This window comes from Pseudonocardia sp. EV170527-09 (assembly GCF_008369905.1).
GTDB lineage: Bacteria > Actinomycetota > Actinomycetes > Mycobacteriales > Pseudonocardiaceae > Pseudonocardia.
Map to the genome: position 1 here is coordinate 21783 of NZ_VRMC01000051.1, position 22795 is coordinate 44577.

A 22795-nucleotide genomic window follows, 5' to 3' on the forward strand; every position below is an offset into this window, starting at 1 on the left:
TGTCGTCGCCACCCGACACGCCGAGTCGTGGTCGTCCGAGCGGGTGGTGGGCACCCGGAGCAGGGGAGTAGTGCCGTCCGGTTCGCCACCCCTGCGGAGCAGTGCCCCCGTGTTCGCGGCCCGTCGCGGTCTGTCACGGTGGGGTCTCGCTCCCAGCACCACAGAACTTTCGGAGGAACCCGATGCGGAAGGCCGGACGCAAGCTCTCCAAGGCCGCCGAGTCGTTCGTCGAGGCGATCGGCATCCTCGGCGGCTGGAACCGCGGCCGTCGCCGCAACCGCTCCCGCCGCTGACGCCGGACAGGTCAGGGGGATCGCGAGCTGGCCGCCCCGCCCGAGGTGATTAGCTTGTGGTAAGCACATCATGTCCGTTTCCTCCGGGAAGGCAGGTGTGCCCACCACGTGACCGACGCCGCCCACGACACCCACCGCCCACCCGGGGACGGCTCTGCCGGCCCGCCCGGGGACGACCCGCTGCCCCGCCGGGTGCCGGTGTTCGCCGTCGTCGGCCTGGCGCTGCTGATGTTCTCCCTCGACGGCACGTCGGTCGCCACCGCGCTGACCACGATCAGCGGCGACCTCGGCGCCGACCTGGCCTGGACCGGCTGGGTGGTGACCGTCGCCGCCGTCGGGCAGATCCTCGCGCTGCCGCTGGGCGGGTGGCTCTCCGACCGTTTCGGCGGCCGCCGGATGTTCCTGGCCGGGGTCACCGTGTTCACGGTGATGTCCGCGCTGAGCGCGCTCAGCCCCTCGATCGGCGTGCTCATCGCCTGCCGGCTGGTGCAGGGCCTCGCGGGCGGCGTGATGCTGCCGGCCGCCAACGGGATCGTCGCGCACCAGTTCGGCCGGGAACGGGACCGGGCGCTCGCGCTGTTCACCAGCGTCTTCCCGATCGGCGCGATCCTCGGACCGCTGGTCGGCGGGCTGGTGCTCACCACCTGGACCTGGCACGGCATCTTCCTGGTGAACGTGCCGATCGGGATCCTGCTCGTCGCGGTCGGGCTGGCCCTGGTCGACGACCCGCCGCATCGACGCACCGCCCGGATCGACGTCGCCGGCATCGCACTGCTGGTCCTGACCCTGCTCGCCACGATGCTCACCATCACCCGGCTCGGCTCGCCCGCGTCCGGGCCGGGCTGGACCGTCCTGGCCGGCGTGGTCGCGCTGGTGGCGGGTGCGGTGTTCGTCCGGCACGCCCGGCGGCGGCCCGACGCGGTCGTCCCCGTGCACCTGCTCGCCGGCCGCGGCCTGGGGATCATGAACGTCACCAACGTCGTCTTCGGCGCCGTGGTGATCGGGTTCTCGGCGACCCTGCCGCTCTACGCCCAGGTCCGCTACGACCTGCCCGCGTTCGTCGCCGGGGCACTGCTCACCGGCCGCGCGATCGGCACCATCGTCACCTCGGCGGTCGCGGTGGCGCTGCTGCGCCGGCTCGGGTTCCGGCCGCTGCTGCTCGGCGGGCTGGTCGCCGTCGTCGCCGGGCTGGTGGTCACCGCGGTGACGCCCCTGTTCGGTGGGCCCACGGTGTGGCTGCTGGCCGGGTCCACCCTGCTCGGGCTGGGCACGGGCCTGTCCGGCCCGGCCGCCAACAACGCCGGCATGCACCTGGTGCCCGACGAGGTGGCCGCGGTGTCCGGGCTGCGCATCATGTTCCGGCAGATGGGCGGGATCGCGGCGGTGTCGGTGCTGACCGCCGCCGTCACCGCCGCCGACGACCCGGGCCTCGCCGCCGGGATCGCCTACGGGGTACTGGCGGTGGCGCTCGCCGCTGTCGGCCTGGCCGCCGCGCGGATCCCGAACCGGCGCGGCCGCTGGTGAGAGGCCCGCCCCCGCGGCAGCGGGGGCGCGGCCCCGGCCCGGTGGGCCGGGATCACCCGGCCCGCCCCGACCTCACATGTTCCGCCGGTACTGCCCGCCGACCTCGAAGAACGCCGTCGTCAGCTGACCCAGCGAGCACACCCGTGCGGCCTTCATCAGCTCGTCGAACACGTTGCCGTCGCCGGTCGCGACGTCCTGCAGCCGCCGCAGCGCCTGCTCGGCCTCCGTGCGGTGCCGGGACTGGAAGTCCGCGAGTCGGTCGAGCTGGGACTGCTTCTCGGCCTCGGTGGCGCGGGCCAGCTCGATCTCCTGGGGCTGCTCGTCCGGGTCGGCCGGCTTCAGGAAGGTGTTGACGCCGACGATCGGCAGCTCACCGGTGTGCTTGCGGTGCTCGTAGAGCATCGACTCGTCCTGGATCCGGCCACGCTGGTAGCCGGTCTCCATCGCGCCCAGCACACCGCCGCGCTCGGCGATCGACTCGAACTCGCGCAGCACCGCCTCCTCCACGAGGTCGGTGAGCTCGTCGACGACGAACGAGCCCTGCAGCGGGTTCTCGTTCAGAGACAGGCCCCACTCCTTGTTGATGATCATCTGGATGGCCATCGCGCGGCGCACCGACTCCTGCGACGGCGTGGTGACCGCCTCGTCGTAGGCGTTGGTGTGCAGGGAGTTCGCGTTGTCGTAGAGCGCGCAGAGCGCCTGCAGTGTGGTGCGGATGTCGTTGAAGTTCATCTCCTGCGCGTGCAGGGACCGCCCCGACGTCTGGACGTGGTACTTCAGCTTCTGTGAGCGCTCGTTCGCCCCGTAGCGCTCCTTCATCGCGATCGCCCAGATGCGGCGGGCGACCCGGCCGATCACCGTGTACTCGGCGTCCATCCCGTTGGAGAAGAAGAACGACAGGTTGGGCGCGAAGTCGTCGACGTCCATGCCGCGCGCCAGGTAGCTCTCGACGAAGGTGAACCCGTTCGCGAGGGTGAAGGCGAGCTGGCTGATGGGGTTCGCCCCGGCCTCGGCGATGTGGTAGCCGGAGATCGAGACGGAGTAGAAGTTGCGCACCTTGTGCGCGATGAACCACTCCTGGATGTCGGCCATCATCCGCAGCGAGAACTCGGTGGAGAAGATGCAGGTGTTCTGGCCCTGGTCCTCCTTGAGGATGTCGGCCTGCACCGTGCCGCGGACGTTCGCCAGCGCGTAGGCGACGAGCTCCTCGCGTTCCCCCGCGTCGGGCTCGCGGCCCTGCTCGTCGCGGAACCGCTCGACCTGCTGGTCGATCGCGGTGTTGAGGAAGTAGGCGAGGATCGTCGGCGCCGGGCCGTTGATCGTCATCGACACCGAGGTGGTCGGTGAGCAGAGGTCGAAGCCGTCGTAGAGGGCCTTGAGGTCGTCCAGCGTCGCGATCGAGACGCCCGAGGTGCCGACCTTGCCGTAGATGTCGGGGCGGGTGTCGGGGTCGTGGCCGTAGAGGGTGACCGAGTCGAAGGCCGTCGACAGGCGCTTGGCGTCGGAGTCCTGGGAGAGGTACTTGAACCGCCGGTTGGTGCGGAACGGGTCGCCCTCGCCGGCGAACATGCGCGCCGGGTCCTCGCCCTCGCGCTTGAACGGGAACACCCCGGCGGTGAACGGGTAGAAGCCCGGCAGGTTCTCCTTGCGCAGGAAGCGCAGGAGCGCCGCGTCGTCGTCGAAGCGGGGCAGTGCGACCCGGCGGACCTTGCTGCCGGACAGCGTCTCCTTGGTCAGCTTCGTGCGGAACTCCTTGTCGCGCACGGTGTAGACGTACTCGTCGCCGGAGTAGTCCGCGACCCGCGACGGCCAGGCCGCCAGCAGCTCGGCGGACTCGGCCGGGACCTTCTTCTCGGCGGTGCGGAGCGCCTGCGCCAGGTCGTCGCCGCCGACCAGCTCGGCGGCGGTGCGCAGGTGCTGGGCGGTGCGGGCCGCCTGCGCGTGGGACTCGGTGTCGGCGTGGTAGCCGCGCACGGCCTGGGAGATCTCGGCGAGGTAGCGGACCCGGTCCGGCGGGATGACCGCGGCGTGGTGGCTGGAGGTCTTGGTCGTGACGCGGGGGAGCCTGCCCTCGCCGACGGCCAGCCCGTCCTCGGCGAGCAGGCCGAGCAGGTGCTGGTAGAGCGCGGTGACGCCGTCGTCGTTGAAGGTGGCGGCCGAGGTGCCGAAGACCGGCATGTCCTCCCAGGTCGCACCGAACTCCTCGCGGTTGCGCACCAGCTGGCGGCCGACGTCGCGCCGGGCGTCCTCGGCGCCGCGGCGCTCGAACTTGTTGATCGCGACGACGTCGGCGAAGTCCAGCATGTCGATCTTCTCGAGCTGCGAGGCGGCGCCGAACTCCGGCGTCATCACGTACAGCGAGTGGTCGACGAACGGGACGATCCCCGCGTCGCCCTGGCCGATGCCCGGGGTCTCGACGACGACCAGGTCGAACCCGGCCGCGCGCAGCACCGCGATGGTGTCGCCGAGGCGCTCGGGCAGCGAGCCGCCGTCGCCGCCGCGGGTGGCGAGGCTGCGGAAGAACACCGGGCTGTGACCGCCTCCCGCGCCGGCAGACCCGGACGACAGCGCGTTCATCCGGATGCGGTCGCCGAGCAGCGCACCGCCGCCCTTGCGCCGGGTCGGGTCGACGGCGAGCACCGCGATGCGGAGCTTGTCCTCCTGGTCGAGCCGGAAGCGGCGCACCAGCTCGTCGGTCAACGAGGACTTGCCGGAACCACCGGTGCCGGTGATGCCGAGGACCGGGACGGACCGCTCGGACGCGGCGACGCGCTCGCGGACCTCCGCGGGCAGCGTTCCGGACTCGGCGAGGGTCAGCGCCCGCGCCAGCGTCGCGGTCTCCCCGGAGAACAGCCCGTCGAACGACGACGGCGGCCGGGGCGCGAGGTCGGTGTCGCACTCGCGGATCATGATGTTGATCATCCCCGGGAGGCCCAGGTGCTGGCCGTCCTCGGGGGAGAAGATCCGGGAGACGCCACGGGAGTGCAGCAGCTCGATCTCCTCGGGGACGATCACGCCGCCGCCCCCGCCGTAGACCCTGATGTGGCCGGCGCCGCGCTCGCGCAGCAGCTCGACCAGGTAGGAGAAGTACTCGACGTGTCCGCCCTGGTAGGACGAGATCGCGACGCCCTGGACGTCCTCCTGGATCGCGGCGGTCACGACCTCGTCGACCGAGCGGTTGTGGCCGAGGTGGATCACCTCGGCTCCCTGACGCTGCAGGATCCGGCGCATGATGTTGATGGCGGCGTCGTGCCCGTCGAACAGGCTGGCCGCGGTCACGAAACGGACCGGATGCGTGGGGACGTGCAGCTCGGCCTGCGCGTTCGTGCCCGTGCTCATCTCCGTGCTCATCGGCGACGTTCCTCCCGCCGGGCGGACGGCGGTGTCCCGGCCGGTTTAGTTTGACATCCTAGTATTGGACATACAAGGAAGTCGGCGAGCGTCACAGCGGGTCGTGCGGTGCGGGTCAGGCCGCGTCGCGTGCCGCGGGCTCCTCGGCGGCCGGAGCTGCCTGCTCGCGGGCCCGCCGTGCGTGCCGGCCGGTCGGCCAGGCCGCCCCCGGACCGGCCGCGTCGGACCCGTCCTCGTGGGCGACGGCGCCGTCCTCGGCGGGTGGGGTGGTGTCCACGACGTCGGACAGCGCACGACGCGCCCGGGCGAGCTTGCGCGCCCGCCAGCGCTTCCCGGCCAGACCGGCGACGAGGCCGAGGGTGGGCAGCAGGATCCCGGAGGCGATGACCAGCACCACGGAGTACGCGGGGAACGCGGCCACCAACAGGAAAGCCGTCAACGGCCAGTACAGCAGCGCCCGCCCCGCGCCCCGTCGCGTCCAGTCGCGATGAGGCGGCATGATCCATGCCTACCCGAATCGGGCGACCGTCATGCACGACTCGCCGCAACCCACCCACATGTTCCGCGACCGGGGGTACGAATTCATGACCACGACACCGGAGCGCACCGCTGTCGACCCGTATGCCGCCGTCCTGCTCACCGAGAACGACCGGCTCGCCGCGCTGCTGGCGACGGCCGACCCGGCCACCCCCGTCCCGACCTGCCCCGGCTGGTCGCTGCTGCAGCTGCTCCGCCACGTCGGGCGCGGGCACCGGTGGGCGGCCCGGATGGTCGCCACCGGTGCGACCGAGGCCCTCGACCCGCGCGAGGTGCCCGGGGGCAAGCCGCCCGAGGGCGGCCCGGAGGTCGCGGCGCAGTGGCTGCGCGACGGCGCGACCGAGCTGCTCGACGCCGTCGTCGCGGCGGGGCCGACCGCGCCGGTGTGGACCTTCACCGGGCCACGGCCCTCGGCGTGGTGGGTGCGGCGTCGGCTGCACGAGGCGACGGTACACCGCGCCGATGCCGCCGTCGCGCTCGGGGCGCCGTTCCCCCTCGACCCGCAGGTGGCCGCCGACGGTGTCTCGGAGTGGTTGGGTCTGCTCGCCGCCCGCCCCGCCGCCGACGAGCCGCCGCTGGCCGACGGCGCCACGCTGCACCTGCACGCCACCGACGACGTCCCGGACGGGGCGGGGGAGTGGATGGTCCGCGGCGCGGGCGGACGGGTCGTCTGGGAGCACGGGCACGGCAAGGGCGACGCCGCCGTCCGCGGCACCGCCGCCGACCTGCTCCAGGGCGTCACCCGCCGGATCCCCGCCGACGACGACCGCCTCCAGGTCCTCGGCGACGCCGGTGTCTGGACGGGGTGGCTGGCCCGCACCGGGTTCTGAGCGGGACCGGTCACGCGCCTGCGCGGGCATGGCGGGGGACAGCGGTGCCGGCGTCGCGCTCAGCCCGCCGGGACCGTCCCCGCGCGCTGCTGCGCCGCGGCGGGCGGCGACTGCGGGGTCAGCACGACCTCGGCCGCGGTGTCGAGCACCGCGGCCGAGCGGGGCCGCTCGAACCGGCACGACGCCCGTCGCCCGTCGGTCTCCAGGGTCGCGACGAGGTTGCCGAACAGCGGGCCGGCCGTCCGCTCCCAGGCCACCCCAGCGCTGCCGGCCCCGGTGCGGCGGGTCCAGCGGGTCGTCACCCTGCCCAGCAGCCGCGACCAGGTGATCCGGAACATCACCCGCATCACCGCGGGGACCACGTTGTGCACCGGCGAGCAGGTCAGCTGATGGACTCGGGTGCCCTCCGGTCCGCGGCCCGGCCGGTCCCCGGGGGAGTGGGTGTGCACGTCGGCGGCGGCGGCGTAGGAGTGGTGGACGTCGCCCGACAGCACCGACACCGTGGCGGGCGGTGCGTCCCCGCCACGCGGGCGGCACGCCTGGCGGATCAGCTCGGCGAGCCGGGCGAAGGAGTGGCCGAACGCGGGCCAGTGCTCCAGGTCGGCCTCCTGGCGGGCCCACTCGGCGACCGCCGCCACGCGGCCGGAGCCGTTCGCGCCCTTCTCGGTCGCGGCCTCCAGATCGGAGATGACCTGCGGCATCAGCCAGGGCACCGAGGTGCCCAGCACGAGGTGGTCCACGACGCCGGGGGCCAGCGCCTTCGACCGGATCCAGTCGAACTCGGCGTCGGAGACCATCCGCCGCGGCGTGGACTCGACGATCCGCCCGTTGCGGGAGTCCAGGACGATCAGCCGGGTACGGCCCAGCTCCCAGCAGAAGGAGAAGCGTTCGTCCTTGCCGCGGGCGTCGCCGGTGCCGGTCTCCACGTCCCAGCGGGCGGCCCGCTGCGACAGCAGCGGCCAGACGTCGCCGTCGGCGGCCTGCACCTCCTGCCAGGTCCGGTCGGCCGCCAGCTCGGCGGGGGAGAGATTGCCCAGGTGCTGGTGGACCCAGTACGAGGCCAGGCCGGAGCGGATGCGCTCGGACCACCACGGCGCGCGGGCGATCTGCTCGCGCCACGCGCCGGAGGTGTTCCAGTCGTCGCGGACGTCGTGGTCGTCGAAGATCATCGCTGTGGGGACGGTCGAGAGCATCCACCGCACCTCGGGGTCCGACCAGGTGTCGCGGTAGAGGCCCGAGTACTCGTCGAAGCCGACGATCTCGTCGTCGGGCCAGTCCGGGTGCTGCTCCCGGCGCCCGGCGATCCGCCGCCGGGTCTGCGGGGTGAGCTCGTCGGCGTAGACCTGGTCGCCGAGCGGCAGCAGCGTGGTCGGCCAGGTCTCCGGGGGCAGCCCGGCCATCCGGCCGGCGTAGACGTCGAGTGCGTCGAGGCCGTACCGGCGGGCCTGCTTCGGGTCGGCGAGCTTCACGTAGCGGCAGGAGCCGAACACGATCCGCTGGTGGGCCTCGGAATCCGCGCCGCGCGTCGTGATCAGGCTCGGCGGGAACGGCGAGTGCGGCAACGGCCAGACCCGCTCGCCGTCGAGGTGGACCTCGTAGGCGGTGCGGGTGTCCGGCGTCAGCCCGGTCACCTGCACCAGGGCGAAGTGGTGGCCCGCCACCTCGAAGGTCTCGGCGTCGCAGCCCAGCACCGAGACGCTGCACGGGCCGGAGGTCTGCACCCAGACCAGGGCACTGGTCTCGTCGACGTGCCGCAGCACCGGTCCGAGCAGGAGTGTCACCCGTCCGAGGGTAGTCGCGCCCCGGTCCGGTCGCGGAGCGAGATCAGGTCTCCTCGAGTGCCAGCAGTCCCGCACCGATCTTCCCGGCGTCACCCTTGTAGGTGGCGGGCAGCACCGGCGGGATCGGGCGGACCTCGGGCGGGCCGTAGTGGAACTCGCGGGCCGCCCGGCGGGCCGGTTCGAGCAGGAGCTCGCCCGCGTCGACGAGTCCGCCGCCGATCAGCACGACCTCGAACTCGAAGATCGCGTTGATGCTGGCGATGCCGATCCCCAGCGACCGTCCGAGCCGCTGGAACAGCGACGCCGCCGTGCTGTCGCCCGCCATCGCGGCCATGGTCACGTGCTGGCCGGTGACCTCGCCCCCGGCCTCCTCGGCCAGGGTCGCGATCATGCCCCGCGGGTCGTGCAGGGCGGCGCTGCGCCCCATCCGGGTCAACGCGGTCCCGGACGCGACGGCCTCCAGGCAGCCGTGGTTGCCGCAGCCGCACTTCGGGCCGTCCGGGTTGACGTTCATGTGCCCGACCTCGGCACCGAGGCCGTGCGGGCCGCGGTAGATCTTCCCGTCGAGCACGATCCCCGCGCCGATGCCGGTGCCGACGGTCAGCAGCACCATGTCGTCGTTGCGGGTTCCGCCGAGCCGGGCCTCGGCCAGGCCGGCGACGTTGCCGTCGTTGTCGACGACCACCGGCAGCCCGCACGAGGCCTCCAGCAGGCCGCGCACGTCCCAGTTCTCGTAGTTGTTGTTGGGTGCCCAGCGGATCCGGCCGACCGGCCACTCCACGGTCCCCGCGGCACCGACGCCGATCGCGCAGACGTCCGCGCCCTCGGTGCCGCCGCGCAGCTCCTCGACCATCTCCCGCAACAGGGTGGTCATCGTGTCCGCATCGGACGTGTCCGGGGTGTTGCGCCGCAGCTCGGCGTGGACCGTGCCATCCTCGCCCACGATCGCTCCGGCGACCTTCGTTCCTCCGATGTCGAGCCCGATGGCCCGCCGTCCGTTCGTCACCCGGGCATGATTGCCACCCCGTGGCGGTGACGCCACACCCACCCCGGGTTTGCGGACGGGCGGGCCGGGGAAAGGTGCCCCATGCCAGTCTTGCGACGTGTAGCCCGACCCGCCCTCGCCGCCGTGTTCATCTTCGGCGGAATCAACGAGCTGCGGAATGCCGACGCGTTGTCGTCCGCCGTCAAGCCCGTCCTCGACCAGGCCGCCCCGGCCATCGACAAGGTCGTGGAGAACGCCCCGCTGGAGCGGCGCCCGGACAACGAGACCCTGGTCAAGGTCGACGCCGGTGTGAAGATCGTGGCGGGCTCCCTGCTCGCCCTGGGCAAGTTCCCCCGCCTGTCGGCCACCGCGCTGGCCGCCTCGCTCGTCCCGACCACGCTGGCCGGGCACCGCTTCTGGGAGGAGACCGACCAGCAGAAGCGTGCCAACGAGCAGATCCACTTCCTGAAGAACGTCGGCCTCCTCGGCGGGCTGCTCATCGCGGCCGCCGACACGCACGGCAAGCCGTCGCACGCCTACCGGACGCGCAAGGCCGCCGAGCGGGCCCAGGCCCGGCTCTCCGGCTCCGGCTCGGACACCGGTGCCCAGCTCGCCGCAGGACTGGCCGGCGCGGGCACCTCGATCGCCGCGGCCGCCGCGGGCAGCCGGGAGAAGCTGGCCGGGGCCGTCGAGGAGTACGGCCCGGTCGTGCGCGAGCGCGCCACCGAGTGGGGCGGCAAGGCCTCCGAGCAGGCCGCGCACCTGTCCGAGGTCGCCTCGGACAAGGCCTCCACCTGGTCCGAGCAGCTCTCGGCCGCCGCCGAGCGCACCTCGAAGGCGGCCCAGAAGAAGGCGAAGGTCGCCGAGAAGCGTGGCGCCAAGCTGGCGAAGGCGGCCGAGAAGCGTGGCGCCCGGCTCGAGAAGCTCGTGGACAAGAAGGGTGCCCAGTACCGCAAGGCCGCCGGGCGCACCGGTGGCAAGTGGGTGCGCGAGGCCGAGAAGCGCCGCGCCCGCTGGGAGAAGCAGGCCCGCAAGGCCGCCGCCCGCGCGGAGAAGCGTGTCCCCGAGTACGTCGACCGCTTCTCCACCCTGGTCACCCAGGCCCAGTCCCAGGCCGCGAAGCTCGGCTCGGACCTGGCCGACCGCGCGTCGGTGGCCGGTGCCGAGGCCGCCAAGCAGGCCAAGGCGTCGGCGAAGGACGCGCGCAAGCGCGCCAAGGCCGTCGCCCGCTGACCCACCGCGACACCCGTCCACGGCCCTCCCGACCGGCACCGCGCCGGACGGGAGGGCCGTGGCGTGTCCCGGGTCAGATCGGGCGCAGCACCTGCAGCTCGCCCGAGTCGAGCGACCGCACCTCGACGACGACGCGGCCGTCCCACACCGGGGAGCGCAGCGCGTTCGCCATCCGCGTGAACAGCGCCTGGCTGCGTGCGTTGGCCGCCGCCTGGTCGGCGATCAGGTTCGGCATCATCCCGCCGGAGCGCTTGCGCACGGTCTGCGGCAGCATCGACAGCGTGGTCAGCAGCCGGTGCAGCCGCGCGACGTCCGCGGCCCGGCCCGCGAGGTCGCTCTCGACCAGGGGGCGCAGCGCGGTCAGCGGCCGGTTCGGGGCGCGCAGCAGGTGGTCCGCCGCGGTGAGCAGGATGCGCCGGGCGTCCAGGACGAGCGCCTGGTAGGCGCCGTGCACCGCGGCCGGGAACCCGGTCCAGCCGAGCTTGCCGACCTCGCCGAGCGCGTCGCGCAGCGCCAGGCCGGGCGTGCCCGACGGATCCGCCCCGGCGACGGCCCGCTCCCAGCCCGCGATCCAGGCGTGCGTCTGGTGGCGCAGCACCGACAGGTTCGCGACCGCCGTCTCGAGCCCGCGCGACGGGGAGCCGCTGTCGGTCCGGGCGCCGTCGACGACGAGCGAGCCGCGCTCGAGCAGCTCGGTCTGGGCCTCGCGCAGCGACTCCTCGGCCGCCCGCAGCCGCGAGTCCAGTCGCATCACGCACGACGGCGCCAGCTGGTCGACCGCGGCGGTCAGCTCGTCGAGCACCCGGGTCTGGGTGCCGGTCGCGGCGATCTCGGCCGCGGTGGTCAGGGTGAGCAGGCCCAGCCCGGCGCCGTGCCGGTCACCGGGCGCGGTGGGCGCGACCGGCACCAGTGCCGACGACCCGGGGGCCGCCGCCGCCGTCTCACCGCCGGCCAGGCGCAGCAGCGGCTCGGCGCCGAACGCCTCGGGCAGCGCGAGCCGGAAGGTGAGCCCGGCGGCGGGACCGCGGCCCGCGTCGGGCGCGAGCCGCCGCGCCAGCTCGCTCGACGCCGACAACGTCGCCCAGGTGCGGTCGTCGTCGACGGCCGGGGTGGGGGCCCAGCTCAGCAGCAGCGCCGGGCCGGGAGGCGGGCTCCCGTTGCGGAGGGGACGCGGGCCACCGTTGCGTTCGGGGGCGCCGGTCTCCGTCCCGCCGGGCCGCCCGTCGAGCGGGAGCACGATGCCACGCGGGTCGTCCGGTTGACCGAGCATGTCTCTCCAACGACGTCACGGGCCCCGAGGTCACGAGCCCGGCGGAAGGGGGGCGTGTCCATGGTGCCCTGCGCCGTCCGAGCTCCGACCCTCGCCCCGGGTACCCGGGTCCGGGTAGAACTCCGGTGTGGGGACCGCGTACGTGATCGGCACGTTCGACACCAAGGGCGCCGAGCTGGCCTTCGTGGCCGAGCTGATGGCCGCCGACGGCGCCGACGTGCGCCGGGTGGACGTGTCCACCTCCGGCGCGGCGAGCCCCGGTCCGGACATCACCGCCGCCGAGGTGGCTGCCTGCCACCCCGACGGTGCCGACGCGGTGTTCACCGGGGACCGCGGCAGCGCGGTGGGGGCGATGACCCGGGCGCTGCGGGCCTTCCTCGCCGGCCGCGACGACGTCGGCGGCGTCCTCGGGCTCGGCGGCTCGGGCGGGACCGCGCTGGTCACCCCGGCGATGCGCGACCTCCCGGTCGGGGTGCCCAAGCTGATGGTCTCCACGGTCGCCTCCGGCGACACCGCGCCCTACGTGGGGACGAGCGACGTCGCGATGCTCTACGCCGTCACCGACATCGCGGGCCTCAACCGCATCTCGCGACGGGTGCTGGCCAACGCCGCGCACATGCTGGCCGCCGCCGTGACCGCTCCGCCGCCGGAGACGGGTGCCGACCTGCCCGCCGTCGGGCTGACGATGTTCGGGGTGACCACCCCGCTGGTCACCGCGGTACGCCAGCGGCTCGGCGACGACGTCGACGCACTGGTCTTCCACGCCACCGGCTCCGGCGGCCCGTCGATGGAGAAGCTCGTCGACTCCGGCCTGGTCGACTCGGTGCTGGACCTGACCACCACCGAGGTCGCGGACCTGCTCGTCGGCGGGGTGATGGCCTGCGGCCCGGACCGGCTGGACCCGATCGCCCGCACCGCGGTGCCGTGGGTCGGTTCCTGCGGCGCCCTGGACATGGTCAACTTCGGCGCTCGGGACACCGTCCCGGGCCGGTTCGCCGACCGGCTGTTCCACGAGCACAACGCGAACGTCACCCTGATGCGCACCACCGTCGACGAGAACCGGGAGATCGGGGCCTGGCTGGCGGCGAAGATGAACGCGCTGACCGGGCCGTGGCGGTTCCTGCTCCCGCTGGGCGGGGTGTCCGCACTGGACGCGTCGAGCGCGGCGTTCCACGATCCCGAGGCCGACGCGGCGCTGTTCGCTGCGATCGAGTCCGGTGTGGACTCCCCGGGGAACGTCCGGCGGGTGCCACACCACGTCAACGACCCCGAGTTCGCCGACGCGGTGGTCTCGGCCTGGCAGGAGGTGCGGCGATGAGGCGGTTCACCCGCGCGGAGCTGATGGAGCGGTTCGGCGAGATGGCCGCCCGCGGCGAGCCGATCGTCGGCGGCGGTGCGGGCACCGGGCTGTCGGCCAAGTGCGAGGAGGCCGGCGGGATCGACCTCATCGTCATCTACAACTCCGGGCGCTACCGGATGGCGGGCCGCGGCTCGCTGGCCGGGCTGCTGGCCTACGGCAACGCCAACGACATCGTCGTCGAGATGGCGGCCGAGGTGCTGCCGGTGGTCCGCCGCACCCCGGTGCTGGCCGGGGTCAACGGCACCGACCCGTTCCTGTTCACCGACCGCTTCCTCGACGAGCTGTCCTCGCTCGGGTTCGCCGGCATCCAGAACTTCCCGACCGTCGGGCTGATCGACGGCACCTTCCGGGCCAACCTGGAGGAGACCGGCATGGGCTACGCGCTGGAGGTCGACCTCGTCGCCGCGGCGCGGGCCAAGGACATGCTGACCACGCCGTACGTCTTCTCCGCCGAGGACGCCCGCGCCATGGCCCGGGCCGGCGCCGACATCGTGGTGTGCCACATGGGGCTCACCACCGGCGGCGCGATCGGCGCCGGCACGGCGAGGACCCTGGACGACTGCGTCGCGCTCGTCGACGAGTGGGGGCAGGCCGCGCTGGAGGTCCGCGACGACGTCCTCGTCCTCGTCCACGGCGGCCCGGTCGCGATGCCGGAGGACGCCGCGCACGTGCTGCGCTCGGCGACGGTCTGCCACGGCTTCTACGGGGCCTCGTCGATGGAGCGGCTGCCGACCGAGACCGCGCTGACCGAGCAGACCCGCGCGTTCAAGAAGGTGCTGGAGCGGTGACGGCGCGCGGATGCCCGCCCCGCCGCCGGGCAGGGAGGCGAGGTCGCCGCGGTCAGCTCGACCAGCTCGCGGTACAGGCCCCTCACCTGCGCCGGCAGTCCTGACACTCCCGAGGAGGAGCTCCCGATGCCCCGTCCCTACTCCAGCGCCGTGATCACGGCACCGCTGGCCGAGGTGTGGCCGCACGTCCGTGACTTCGGTGGCCTCCACCGCTGGCACCCGGCGATCGCGACCTGCGAGCTGATCCGTGGCGCGTCCGGCAGCGAGATCGGTGCGCAGCGGCGCCTGACACTGGCCGACGGCGGCGGCACCGTCGTCGAGGAGCTGACCGCACTCGACGAGCGCGGGCACGCCCTCACCTACGAGATCCTCGAGTCGCCGTTCCCAGTGCGCCGCTACGTCTCCACCATCCGGCTGGCCCCGGTCACCGCGGTCGGGCACACCTTCGGTGAGTGGTGGACCGAATTCGATGCGGACGGCGCCGACGAGGGCGAGCTCGCCGGGCTGTTCGCGAACGGCGCGTTCGCGGCCGGGCTGGCCGCGCTGGCGCAACGCTGGGTGTGAGCGGGCGGGCCCTGCTCCGCGGTCGGACGCGGCGTAGGGCCACCTGGCCGGTACGCGATCGTGCCCGACCCGTGGCCCCCGGGCGGCGGCATCGACGCCGGCTGACCTCACCAGCCGCGCAGGTCGACCGCCCAGGTGTCGACGACCCGGTCGCCCTGCACGACGTGCATCCGCTCGTGGAGGGCGACGGTGGGGTCGACGTGTGCGGGCGCGATCCGCACCCGGTCGCCGGTGGCCGGTGGGGTGTCGGCGGCGAACACGAGGTGCTCGTCGGCGCAGAACCACACGTTCCCGCGGGGGACGGAGGGGTTGCCGTGGTCCATGCCGAACGCCTTGAGTCCGGCGTCGGCGACCGCCCAGCCGGGCATGTCGCCGTCCGGCGCGGTCGTGGAGACCACCGTGGACAGCACGGTGAGCGCCTGGCGGAACGGCAGCCCGGCGGCGGTGTAGGCGGTGTCCATCAGCGCGTAGGACCCGGCCTGGATCTCGGTGCACGCGGTGTTCAACGCGTGTGTTCCGGTGCCGCCGCCGGAGACGATCTCGCCGCCGACGTCGGCGTGCGCCGCGCGGAGCCGGTCGGTGCACTCGGCGGTCAGCCGGGCCCGTTCGGCCTGGTCGGGGAGCATCTGCAGGTGGCCCTCGTAGCCCATCACCCCGCGCACGGTCAGCCCGGCGGCGCGGGCGGCGTCGGCGAGCGCCCCGGCGCGGGCCGGCGCGATCCCGCAGCGCGGCAGTCCGATGTTGACGTCGATCAGCACCTCGCGGACGCCGCCGTCGACGGCTGCGCGCAGCGTCTGCTCGGAGTCGATCGCGAGTGTCACCCGGGCCCCGGACCGGACGACGGCACCGAGCCGGCGCGCGTCGAGCACCTCGTTGGCCAGCAGCAGGTCCGCCCCCAGACCGGCCGCGGCCATGCCCTCCACCTCGCGCACGGTGGCACAGGTGAACCCGGTGTGGCCGTGGGCGGCCTGTCGTCGGGCCAGCTCGGTCGTCTTGTGCGCCTTCACGTGCGGGCGCAGACGCGGCCCGGGCAGCAGCGCCGCCATGTCCGCGAGGTTGGCCTCCAGCGCGGCCGCGTCGACCAGCAGCGCGGGCGTGGTCAGGTCGTCGACGTGCACGGAACCCCCAGGACCCGGTCGAGGTAGGGGTTGCGGAACCGGCCCTCCGGGTCGAGCCGGTCCCGCGCGGCGACGAACGCGTCGAACCGCGGGTAGCGGGGCCGCAGCTGCTCCGCGGTGCGGGTGTGCAGCTTGCCCCAGTGCGGACGTCCGTCCAGTGCGGACAGCACCGACTCGACGGCGCCGAAGTACGCCTCGTGCGGGCGTCGCGCGTGGACGTGCACCGCGAGGTAGGCGGTGTCGCGTCCGTACGCGGTGGACAGTGCGATGTCGTCGCCGCCGAGCACCCGGACCTCGACGGGGAACGCGACGTCCGCGGCGTGCCGGGCGGCGGCGGCCCGCAGTCCGGCGAACGCCTCACCGAGCGCGGCCCGCGGCACGGCGTACTCCATCTCCAGGAACCGCACGCGGCGCGGGCTGCAGAACACCGCGTAGGACGGGGCCACGTACTCCCCGGCGGCCATCTGTCCGGCCATGACCCGGTTGAGCCGCGGTACCGACGGCGGTGCTACTGCGGCGACCCGCTGGACCAGCCCGAACACGCCGTTGCCGAGCAGCTCGTCGCCGACGAGAGCGGCGGCCCGGCTGCGGCGGGGGGCGGTCGCGCCGGTCCGGTCGTCGGTCTTCAGCACCGCGGTGGTGGTGTGCGGGAACCAGTAGAACTCGACGTGGTCGTGTGCCGCGACGAGCGCGTCGAGACCGTCGAGGACCTCGGCGAGCGGGCGGGCGCTCTCGCGGGCGTGCAGGTGGAACGCGGGGACGGTCTCCAGGGTCACCTCGACGATCACCCCGAGCGCCCCGAGCCCGACCCTGGCCAGGTCGAACAGGTCGGGCTCGCGGGTCGCGTCGAGGGTGTGCACCGTGCCGGTGCCGTCGACGAGGAGCAGCCCGCGCACCGCGTCGGCGATGCCGCGGTACCCGGCGCCGGTGCCGTGGGTGCCGGTGGAGATCGCGCCGGCGACGGTCTGGGCGTCGATGTCGCCGAGGTTCGGCAGCGCCCGTCCGCGCGCCCACAGCCACCGGTTGAGCGTGTGCAGGGTGACCCCGGCCGGGACGGTCACGAGCGCGCCGTCGCACCGCAGCCCGGCCAGGTCGGCGGGCACCGTCAGCCCGACGCCGTCGGGCACGCCGATGCCGGTGAAGGAGTGGCCGCTGCCGAGCGGACGCACCCGCAGGCCCTGTTCGGCGGCCCGGCGGACGGCGTCGACGACATCGCCGGTGTCGCGCGCCCGGACCGTCCTGATCGGACGGGTGCGCTGGTTGCCCGCCCAGTTGCGCCACCGCTGCGTCACGGTGCGAGCCTGCGCGGCCCACCGGGTGTGGTCAAGACCGTCCCGCGCGTGTCGGGGACCGGTCGGGACGGTGGCACGTGATTACGTTCCGTGTTCTTCCGGAGAAGGTGGGGTCACGATGATGGGGCGTACGCACGCGTTGTCGGGTGCGGTGCTGGGGCTCGCGGTGTGCTCGGCGGTGCCGCCGCCACCGATGCTGGCGCCGGTGGTCGTGGTGGTGTGCGCGCTGGCCGCGTTCGCGCCGGACCTGGACCATCCGTCGAGCGTCGCGGCGCGGGCGCTGCCGCCGGTGACCTGGTTGCTGTGCCGGGTGATCCGGTGGCTGTCGCGGGTGACGACCGGGGTGTCGCACCGCGGGCTGTCGCACTCGCCGGTGTTCGCGGCCGCGGTCGGGCTGCTGGCGTGGTGGGGGACCGGGTACCTGCTGCCCGGCCAGACGGCGGTCTGGACCGGTGTCGCGGCCGGTGCGGGCTGCTGGATCGGTGCGATCGGCGACGAGCTGACCTCGAACGGGAACCGGTTCGCGTTCTGGCCGTTTGTGGGGATCCGCTGGCCGCGGATGCTGCGGTTCCGGACCGGTGGCACCGGGGAACACGTCGTGGTCGGACTGCTGGCGGTCACGGGGGTCGCGCTGATGACCGGCACCTGGGCGTTCTGAGCGGTCCCGGTCGACAACGCTGTGTATAGCTGATACACAGGGATATACAAGCGATACATTCGATCTGGGAGAGCGCATGACCACACAGTCGTTGCAGGGCCGGAACGTGCTCGTCGCCGCGGGCGGCAAGAACCTCGGGGGCCTGATCAGCCGTCAGGCCGCCGAGGCGGGGGCGAACGTCGCGATCCACTACAACTCCGAGTCCTCGCGCGCCGAGGCCGAGGAGACGCTGAAGGCGGTCGAGGCCGCGGGCCGCGAGGGTGTGCTCCTGCAGGGGGACCTGACCGTCCCGGCGGAGGTCGAGAAGCTCTTCGCGGACGCGACGGGCTCGCTGGGCTCGATCGACGTCGCCGTCAACGCCGTCGGCAAGGTGCTCCGCAAGCCGATCGTGGAGACCACCGAGGCCGAGTACGACTCGATGTTCGACATCAACTCCAAGGCCGCGTACTTCTTCATCAAGGAGGCCGGCCGCAGCGTCTCCGACAACGGCTCGATCATCACGATCGTCACGGCGCTGCTGGCCGCCTTCACCGACGGCTACTCCACCTACGCCGGTGGGAAGTCCCCGGTCGAGCACTTCACCCGCGCCGCGTCCAAGGAGTTCGCCGACCGCGGCATCTCGGTGAACAGCATCGCGCCCGGTCCGATGGACACCCCGTTCTTCTACCCGCAGGAGACCCCGGAGCGGGTCGAGTTCCACAAGTCGCAGGCGATGGGCGGGCGGCTCACCAGGATCGAGGACATCGCCCCGATCGTGCGGTTCCTCGCCACCGAGGGGCACTGGATCACCGGTCAGACGATCTTCGCCAACGGCGGCTACACCACGCGGTGAGGACGTCGTCGTGAGCGCCGGGGCGCGGCGGCAGCCGGAAGGCCGCCGTCGCCGTCCCGGCGCCGCGCGGCCGCCCTACAGTGGGCCGGTGGAAGATCGACCGGCGGAGACCGGGACCCGCGACCGGCTCCTGCGGGCGGCCGCCGACCTCATCGCGGCCTCGCCGGGGGAGAGCGTGCCGCTGCGGGCGATCTGCGACGCCGCCGGTGTGCGCCTCCCGACGCTGTACCACTTCTTCGGCAGCAAGGAAGGTCTGCTCGACGCCGTCGTCGAGCACGGGTTCGAGCAGTACCTGTCCGCGAAGCGGGCCCAGGAGTCCAGCGGGGATCCGATCCAGGACATCCGCGACGGCTGGGACGCCCACGTCTCGTTCGGCATCGCGAACCCCGGCTTCTACGCCCTCATGTACGGCCAGGTCACACCCGGACGACGGCCCGCGGCCCAGGACGGGCCGTCCGCGGCCCTGCTCGGCCTGACCCGCGAGGCCGACCGCCGGGGACGACTGACCGTGACCCCGGAACGCGCCGCGGCGCACATCCTCGCCGCCAACGTCGGCGTCACCCTGCGCCAGATCATCACCGCACGCCCGGACCCCGGGCTGTCGGCCGACATGCGGGAGGCCACCCTCGCCGCGATCACCGGCGGACAGGGCGAGCGCGCGCCCGGGGAACCGGGCGTCGGCGCGGCAGCGGCGGCCCTGCTCACGCTGCCGGACGACAACGACGTCCTCGGGGTGCCCGAGACGGTGCTGCTCAAGAAGTGGCTGGCCGAGCTCGCGCGCCGGGGGTGAGCGTTCCGCGGAACGCGGCGCGCGGGTGTCGAGGCGGCGTCGGGAGGCCCCGGTGCCGGCGGTCCGCGTCGACGACCCAGCTGGGAGTCACACCTAACGGTGGGGTCGCAGCACGGGCCGCGGCCGCATCGCCGGCGGGTGGTCGTCGTCGGTGTCGACCGCCTCGACGACCGCGGCCCCGTGCGCCGGCCCCGCCACCCCGAGGAACGGCCGCACGAAGCGCGCGGTCCGTTCCATCACCTCGTCGTGGACGTCGGCCCGCACCGTCGACGGCTGGGCCTGGACGATGATCTCGCCCGCCCACGGCAGTGCGGGGTCTGCCAGCAGTTCGTCGATGATCCGGCCGGTCGAGTGGCCCGCCGGGAGCGGCCGGGACAGCGCGACCCGGGGCACCCCGCGGGCGTAGGTCCAGTACCGGGCCAGGTCGGAGACGACCCCGCCGTGCGACGACGGCGGCCTGCCCGACAGCACCCCCACCCCGCGGACCGCGGCGGCGTCGACCGACGACGGCGTCCCCGTCGCCCACCACACCCGCTGCGTGGCGAGCCCGGGCGGCAGCGTCTCCAGCAGGACGTCGAGCGCGGCGACGGTGTCGCGGTGCCGGTCGTCGTGGTGACGCCCGAAGCGTCGCGCCGCGTCGGGGTCGGCTCCCGCCCCGATGCCGAGCTCCAGCCGCCCACCGGAGAGCGCGTCGAGCACCCCGGCGTCCTCGGCGAGCCGGCGCGGGTCCTCCAGCGGCAGCGCGACGACCGCCGTCCCGAGCCGGATCAGCCGGGTCCGCTCGGCCACCGCGGCCAGCAGGACCAGTGGCGACGGCAACCGCCCGCCGAGGTGTCCGTCGTGGTGCTGGGCCACCCAGAACGAATCGTACCCGAGTTCCTCGGCCCGCTCCGCCAGCCGGATCGTCTCGCGGTAGGCGCGTGACGGATCGTCACCGGTGACGTGCGTGAGGTAACCGAGCCGCATGCCGAGGCACCCTATGCCGGGGGTGCTCCGGCCCTGTCGGAGGACCGGGGTGACGGCGGTTCGGAGTGTGCCGGTTCCGGTATCCTCCGGCTCGCCGCGGCGGTAGCTCAATTGGTCAGAGCAGCGGACTCATAACCCGTCAGGTTGCCGGTTCGAGCCCGGCCCGCCGCACAAAAGCCCAGGTCACAGCCTTGCTGTCGACCTCTGTGAGAGGTGAGTTGATCTACTCACACGGTCTCCCCACGGAAGGTCTCGGGGACCTGCCGACGAGCGGAGCGAGGACGGCACGACCACCGCTGCGGATGGGGAGGCACGGCGAGATCTGGACCGAGCGGCGGGCCGGCTCCGTCGGTGGCGGTTTCGCGGCCCGGTGTCGCTTCCGCGACTTCGACACCCGCCGGTGAACTGCTACGTCGTCGCGCCAGCTTCCGGGCGGCCGGACGCCGCGTGGTTTGCGGTGCCCTGCTGGTCGGAGGGCTCCGGAACGGCAGCGACGATCCGGCGCTCGCGCAGACGTCGGCGGATCGCGCGCGAGGAGTAGGCCTTGTCCGCGCGCACCCGTTCCGGCCGGGTCCGGGGTCGTCATCGGCCGCAGCGGGCGGTTGCTCGTACGTCCGCGGGGGTTCGCGCTCCCGCTGGAGCCCAACGGGCTCCTGGGTCGGCGTCCACGCAGTCCCCGCGGCAGTGCTCGAACGGCAACCGCCGGCGCGGCCGACCCACGCGGCATCTGGGCGGAGGGGGCCTTGTTCCTCGACACGCCCTGGTCTCGACGCCGAGCAGGGAGTAGATTGCGTTACGTTCCGTTACGTAAATTATATGAGGAGCGCGATCGTGCGATCACACCGCTTGGGAGACATCGAGGTCCCGGTGATGGGACTGGGCTGCATGGGGATGAGCGAGCACTACGGCGGGGCGGACTGGGACCGCTCGATCGCGACGATCCACGAGGCGATCGAGCAGGGCGTCTCGCTGCTCGACACCGCCGACATCTACGGCTCCGGGCACAACGAGGTCCTGGCCGGTCGGGCGATCCATGACCGGCGGGATCGGGTCCGGCTGGCGACCAAGTTCGGCATCGACCGCAGCGGCGGCGACGCCAACCGTCGCTTCCGCGGCGAAGCCGCCTACGTCCAGCGGTGCTGCGAGGCCTCGCTGCTGCGTCTGGGCGTTGATGTGATCGACCTGTACTACCTGCATCGCCCGCCGCAGGACGTCGCCATCGAGGAGACCGTCGCCGCGATGGCCGAGCTGGTCAGCCAGGGCAAGGTCCGTGCGCTCGGACTCTCCGAGGTCAGTGCGGCGGAGCTTCGCCGAGCCCACGCGGTGCACCCCATAGCTGCGGTGCAGTCGGAGTACTCGTTGTGGACCCGCGATGTCGAACAGGTCACCCCGGTGATGGCCGAGCTCGGTGTCGGTCTGGTCGCCTACGCCCCGCTGGGACGCGGGTTCCTGACCGGCACGATCGATCGCACGAAGCTGGCCCCGACCGACTTCCGCAGCCGCAACCCCCGGTTCCAGGGCGAGGCGGGCGACGCGAACGAGGGCATCGCCGAGGTCGTGCGGGCCGTGGCGCAGCGACTGGGCGCCAAGCCTGCACAGGTCGCGCTCGCCTGGACCTACGCGCAGGCCGAGCGGTTGGGCACCTCGGTGACCACCATCCCTGGTACCACCCGTCCCGAGCGGATCGGGGAGAACCTCGCCGCGCTCGACCTCGTCCTCGACGAGCAGGCGCTCTCGGAGCTGGCGCCGCTCGGAGAGAGGGTCAGCGGCGAACGCTACGGCCCCGGCAGCGTGGGCGGCCCCCGCCCCGCAGCGCCCTCGGTCCGTTGAGCCCGCAGGCCCACGACGGCGGGGCGGCGGCGCACGCCGCCCCGCCGCGCCGGCCGGGGCGCCCCCGCGACCCCCGTATCCAGGCCACCGTGCTCGCCACGACTGCTGACATCCTCCGCGACAAGGGTGTGCCTGCCGTGACCATCGAGGCGGTCAGCGCCGCGTCGGGAGTCAGCAAGCCCACCATCTACCGCTACTGGCCGCATCGTCTCGCCCTCGCGATCGACGCGTTCGCCGAAACCATGAGCCACGACGTCCCGGTGGCCGATACCGGCGACAGCCGGCGGGACCTGCTCGAGCAGGTCGGTCATGTCGCCGCCTACTACCGCAGCCCCGCCGGGGTTGTCCTGCGCCAGCTCATCGGAGCGTCCGCGAGCGATCCTCAGGCCGCCGAGCAGCTCCGCGACCGGTTCTTCGAGCATCGCCGGGCCCAGACGCGAGTGCTCTGGGAACGCGTCCAGGCTCGCGGCGAGGCACATCCCGACATCGACGCCGACACCGCGATCGACCTGCTCTTCTCTCCCCTCATCTTCCGGCTGCTCGTCGGTCACGGGGAGATCGATGCCGAAGCGGTGGGACGACTGGTCGAGGCGGCACTCGACGGTCTCCTGCGCCCCGACCGCGGCTCGACACCCGTCCGCAGTCCTTCGTCGACGCAGGATGCAGGGGGCCTGTGCAACGAACGGTGGTTCCGGCCCGACACGCCGGACCTCAGCGTCCGGCGGGATGGGCACTGTGAGTGATGACATCAGACCCTATGGGCTCTGCTGAGAACGAGACGGGTTCGGGTCGG

General features: G+C 73.5%; 19 protein-coding genes, 1 tRNA gene and 1 pseudogene. 12 read left to right on the forward strand and 9 right to left on the reverse strand.

The window, feature by feature from the left end:
• The first annotated feature begins 401 nt into the window (after positions 1 to 401).
• Positions 402 to 1817 (forward strand): MFS transporter, encoded by a 1416-nt coding sequence (locus tag FVA95_RS16945; RefSeq protein WP_149665088.1) that lies wholly within the window; start codon positions 402 to 404, stop codon positions 1815 to 1817.
• Positions 1818 to 1889: 72 nt separating this feature from the next.
• Here the strand turns inward: FVA95_RS16945 and icmF are convergent, their stop codons facing one another.
• Positions 1890 to 5156: a fused isobutyryl-CoA mutase/GTPase IcmF gene (gene icmF, locus FVA95_RS16950; protein WP_149665089.1), complete on the reverse strand. Its 3267-nt coding sequence runs from the start codon at positions 5154 to 5156 to the stop codon at positions 1890 to 1892.
• Positions 5157 to 5283: 127 nt separating this feature from the next.
• The gene (locus FVA95_RS16955; protein WP_149665090.1) at positions 5284 to 5667 is read right to left on the reverse strand and encodes a hypothetical protein; all 384 of its coding nucleotides are present in this window, start codon (positions 5665 to 5667) and stop codon (positions 5284 to 5286) included.
• A gap of 85 nt (positions 5668 to 5752) precedes the next feature.
• Here FVA95_RS16955 and FVA95_RS16960 point away from each other — a divergent pair, with 85 nt between their 5' ends.
• Positions 5753 to 6535, forward strand: a complete 783-nt coding sequence (locus FVA95_RS16960; protein WP_149665091.1) for a maleylpyruvate isomerase family mycothiol-dependent enzyme — start codon at positions 5753 to 5755, stop codon at positions 6533 to 6535.
• A 59-nt stretch (positions 6536 to 6594) separates the two neighbouring features.
• Here FVA95_RS16960 and FVA95_RS16965 read toward each other — a convergent pair whose 3' ends face one another.
• A complete protein-coding gene (locus FVA95_RS16965; RefSeq protein ID WP_149665092.1) occupies positions 6595 to 8316 on the reverse strand; it encodes an alkaline phosphatase D family protein in 1722 nt (573 codons plus the stop codon).
• A gap of 43 nt (positions 8317 to 8359) precedes the next feature.
• On the reverse strand, positions 8360 to 9322 hold the full coding sequence (locus FVA95_RS16970) for an ROK family protein (protein WP_020626789.1): 963 nt from the start codon (positions 9320 to 9322) through the stop codon (positions 8360 to 8362).
• Positions 9323 to 9403: 81 nt separating this feature from the next.
• Between FVA95_RS16970 and FVA95_RS16975 the strand changes: the two genes are divergently transcribed.
• Complete coding sequence (locus FVA95_RS16975) at positions 9404 to 10534, forward strand: DoxX family protein (RefSeq protein WP_149665093.1); 1131 nt, start codon at positions 9404 to 9406, stop codon at positions 10532 to 10534.
• Positions 10535 to 10607: 73 nt separating this feature from the next.
• Here the strand turns inward: FVA95_RS16975 and FVA95_RS16980 are convergent, their stop codons facing one another.
• Positions 10608 to 11804: a hypothetical protein gene (locus FVA95_RS16980; RefSeq protein WP_149665094.1), complete on the reverse strand. Its 1197-nt coding sequence runs from the start codon at positions 11802 to 11804 to the stop codon at positions 10608 to 10610.
• Between the two features lie 127 nt (positions 11805 to 11931).
• Between FVA95_RS16980 and FVA95_RS16985 the strand changes: the two genes are divergently transcribed.
• From FVA95_RS16985 to FVA95_RS16995, 3 genes are all read left to right on the forward strand, one after another.
• A complete protein-coding gene (locus tag FVA95_RS16985; RefSeq protein WP_149665095.1) occupies positions 11932 to 13122 on the forward strand; it encodes a Tm-1-like ATP-binding domain-containing protein in 1191 nt (396 codons plus the stop codon).
• Positions 13119 to 13952, forward strand: coding sequence for a phosphoenolpyruvate hydrolase family protein (locus FVA95_RS16990; RefSeq protein WP_149665096.1), 834 nt, complete (start codon positions 13119 to 13121; stop codon positions 13950 to 13952). Before FVA95_RS16985 ends, FVA95_RS16990 begins: the two co-directional genes overlap by 4 nt.
• 126 nt (positions 13953 to 14078) lie before the next feature.
• The gene (locus tag FVA95_RS16995; RefSeq protein ID WP_149665097.1) at positions 14079 to 14516 is read left to right on the forward strand and encodes an SRPBCC family protein; all 438 of its coding nucleotides are present in this window, start codon (positions 14079 to 14081) and stop codon (positions 14514 to 14516) included.
• Between the two features lie 107 nt (positions 14517 to 14623).
• Here FVA95_RS16995 and FVA95_RS17000 read toward each other — a convergent pair whose 3' ends face one another.
• Positions 14624 to 15634, reverse strand: coding sequence for an alanine racemase (locus FVA95_RS17000; protein ID WP_149665098.1), 1011 nt, complete (start codon positions 15632 to 15634; stop codon positions 14624 to 14626).
• Positions 15616 to 16926 (reverse strand): D-arabinono-1,4-lactone oxidase, encoded by a 1311-nt coding sequence (locus tag FVA95_RS17005; protein ID WP_149665099.1) that lies wholly within the window; start codon positions 16924 to 16926, stop codon positions 15616 to 15618. The genes FVA95_RS17000 and FVA95_RS17005 overlap by 19 nt, the downstream gene beginning before the upstream one ends.
• A gap of 121 nt (positions 16927 to 17047) precedes the next feature.
• On the opposite strand from FVA95_RS17005, the gene FVA95_RS17010 reads away from it, so the two are divergent.
• The 3 genes from FVA95_RS17010 (at position 17048) to FVA95_RS17020 (ending at position 19206) form a co-directional block, all read left to right on the forward strand.
• Positions 17048 to 17584 (forward strand): metal-dependent hydrolase, encoded by a 537-nt coding sequence (locus tag FVA95_RS17010; RefSeq protein ID WP_161992335.1) that lies wholly within the window; start codon positions 17048 to 17050, stop codon positions 17582 to 17584.
• Between the two features lie 76 nt (positions 17585 to 17660).
• A complete protein-coding gene (locus tag FVA95_RS17015; protein ID WP_020627460.1) occupies positions 17661 to 18416 on the forward strand; it encodes an SDR family oxidoreductase in 756 nt (251 codons plus the stop codon).
• Positions 18417 to 18504: 88 nt separating this feature from the next.
• The gene (locus FVA95_RS17020; RefSeq protein WP_149665101.1) at positions 18505 to 19206 is read left to right on the forward strand and encodes a TetR/AcrR family transcriptional regulator; all 702 of its coding nucleotides are present in this window, start codon (positions 18505 to 18507) and stop codon (positions 19204 to 19206) included.
• A 93-nt stretch (positions 19207 to 19299) separates the two neighbouring features.
• Here FVA95_RS17020 and FVA95_RS17025 read toward each other — a convergent pair whose 3' ends face one another.
• Complete coding sequence (locus FVA95_RS17025) at positions 19300 to 20172, reverse strand: LLM class flavin-dependent oxidoreductase (RefSeq protein WP_149665102.1); 873 nt, start codon at positions 20170 to 20172, stop codon at positions 19300 to 19302.
• A 96-nt stretch (positions 20173 to 20268) separates the two neighbouring features.
• Between FVA95_RS17025 and FVA95_RS17030 the strand changes: the two genes are divergently transcribed.
• Positions 20269 to 20343, forward strand: a tRNA-Ile gene (locus FVA95_RS17030).
• 291 nt (positions 20344 to 20634) lie between these two features.
• On the opposite strand, the pseudogene FVA95_RS32980 reads toward FVA95_RS17030, so the two are convergent.
• Positions 20635 to 20754 (reverse strand): annotated as a pseudogene (locus tag FVA95_RS32980) (IS5/IS1182 family transposase); the annotation flags it as partial.
• A gap of 234 nt (positions 20755 to 20988) precedes the next feature.
• Between FVA95_RS32980 and FVA95_RS17040 the strand changes: the two are divergent.
• Both FVA95_RS17040 and FVA95_RS17045 read left to right on the forward strand, forming a co-directional pair.
• Positions 20989 to 22002, forward strand: a complete 1014-nt coding sequence (locus FVA95_RS17040) for an aldo/keto reductase (protein WP_149665103.1) — start codon at positions 20989 to 20991, stop codon at positions 22000 to 22002.
• Positions 22003 to 22091: 89 nt separating this feature from the next.
• A complete protein-coding gene (locus tag FVA95_RS17045) occupies positions 22092 to 22745 on the forward strand; it encodes a TetR/AcrR family transcriptional regulator (RefSeq protein WP_161992336.1) in 654 nt (217 codons plus the stop codon).
• Positions 22746 to 22795: the final 50 nt, after the last annotated feature.

Bases quoted from the DNA above. Each gene is read 5' to 3' on its own strand.
- FVA95_RS17015 (WP_020627460.1), top strand. From the start codon at position 17,661: ATGACCACACAGTCGTTGCAGGGCCGGAACGTGCTCGTCGCCGCGGGC.
- FVA95_RS16975 (WP_149665093.1), top strand. From the start codon at position 9,404: ATGCCAGTCTTGCGACGTGTAGCCCGACCCGCCCTCGCCGCCGTGTTC.
- FVA95_RS17025 (WP_149665102.1), bottom strand. From the start codon at position 20,172: ATGCGGCTCGGTTACCTCACGCACGTCACCGGTGACGATCCGTCACGC.
- icmF (WP_149665089.1), bottom strand. From the start codon at position 5,156: ATGAGCACGGGCACGAACGCGCAGGCCGAGCTGCACGTCCCCACGCAT.
- FVA95_RS16955 (WP_149665090.1), bottom strand. From the start codon at position 5,667: ATGCCGCCTCATCGCGACTGGACGCGACGGGGCGCGGGGCGGGCGCTG.
- FVA95_RS16995 (WP_149665097.1), top strand. From the start codon at position 14,079: ATGCCCCGTCCCTACTCCAGCGCCGTGATCACGGCACCGCTGGCCGAG.
- FVA95_RS17040 (WP_149665103.1), top strand. From the start codon at position 20,989: ATGAGGAGCGCGATCGTGCGATCACACCGCTTGGGAGACATCGAGGTC.
- FVA95_RS16960 (WP_149665091.1), top strand. From the start codon at position 5,753: ATGACCACGACACCGGAGCGCACCGCTGTCGACCCGTATGCCGCCGTC.
- FVA95_RS16990 (WP_149665096.1), top strand. From the start codon at position 13,119: ATGAGGCGGTTCACCCGCGCGGAGCTGATGGAGCGGTTCGGCGAGATG.
- FVA95_RS16980 (WP_149665094.1), bottom strand. From the start codon at position 11,804: ATGCTCGGTCAACCGGACGACCCGCGTGGCATCGTGCTCCCGCTCGAC.
- FVA95_RS17010 (WP_161992335.1), top strand. From the start codon at position 17,048: ATGGGGCGTACGCACGCGTTGTCGGGTGCGGTGCTGGGGCTCGCGGTG.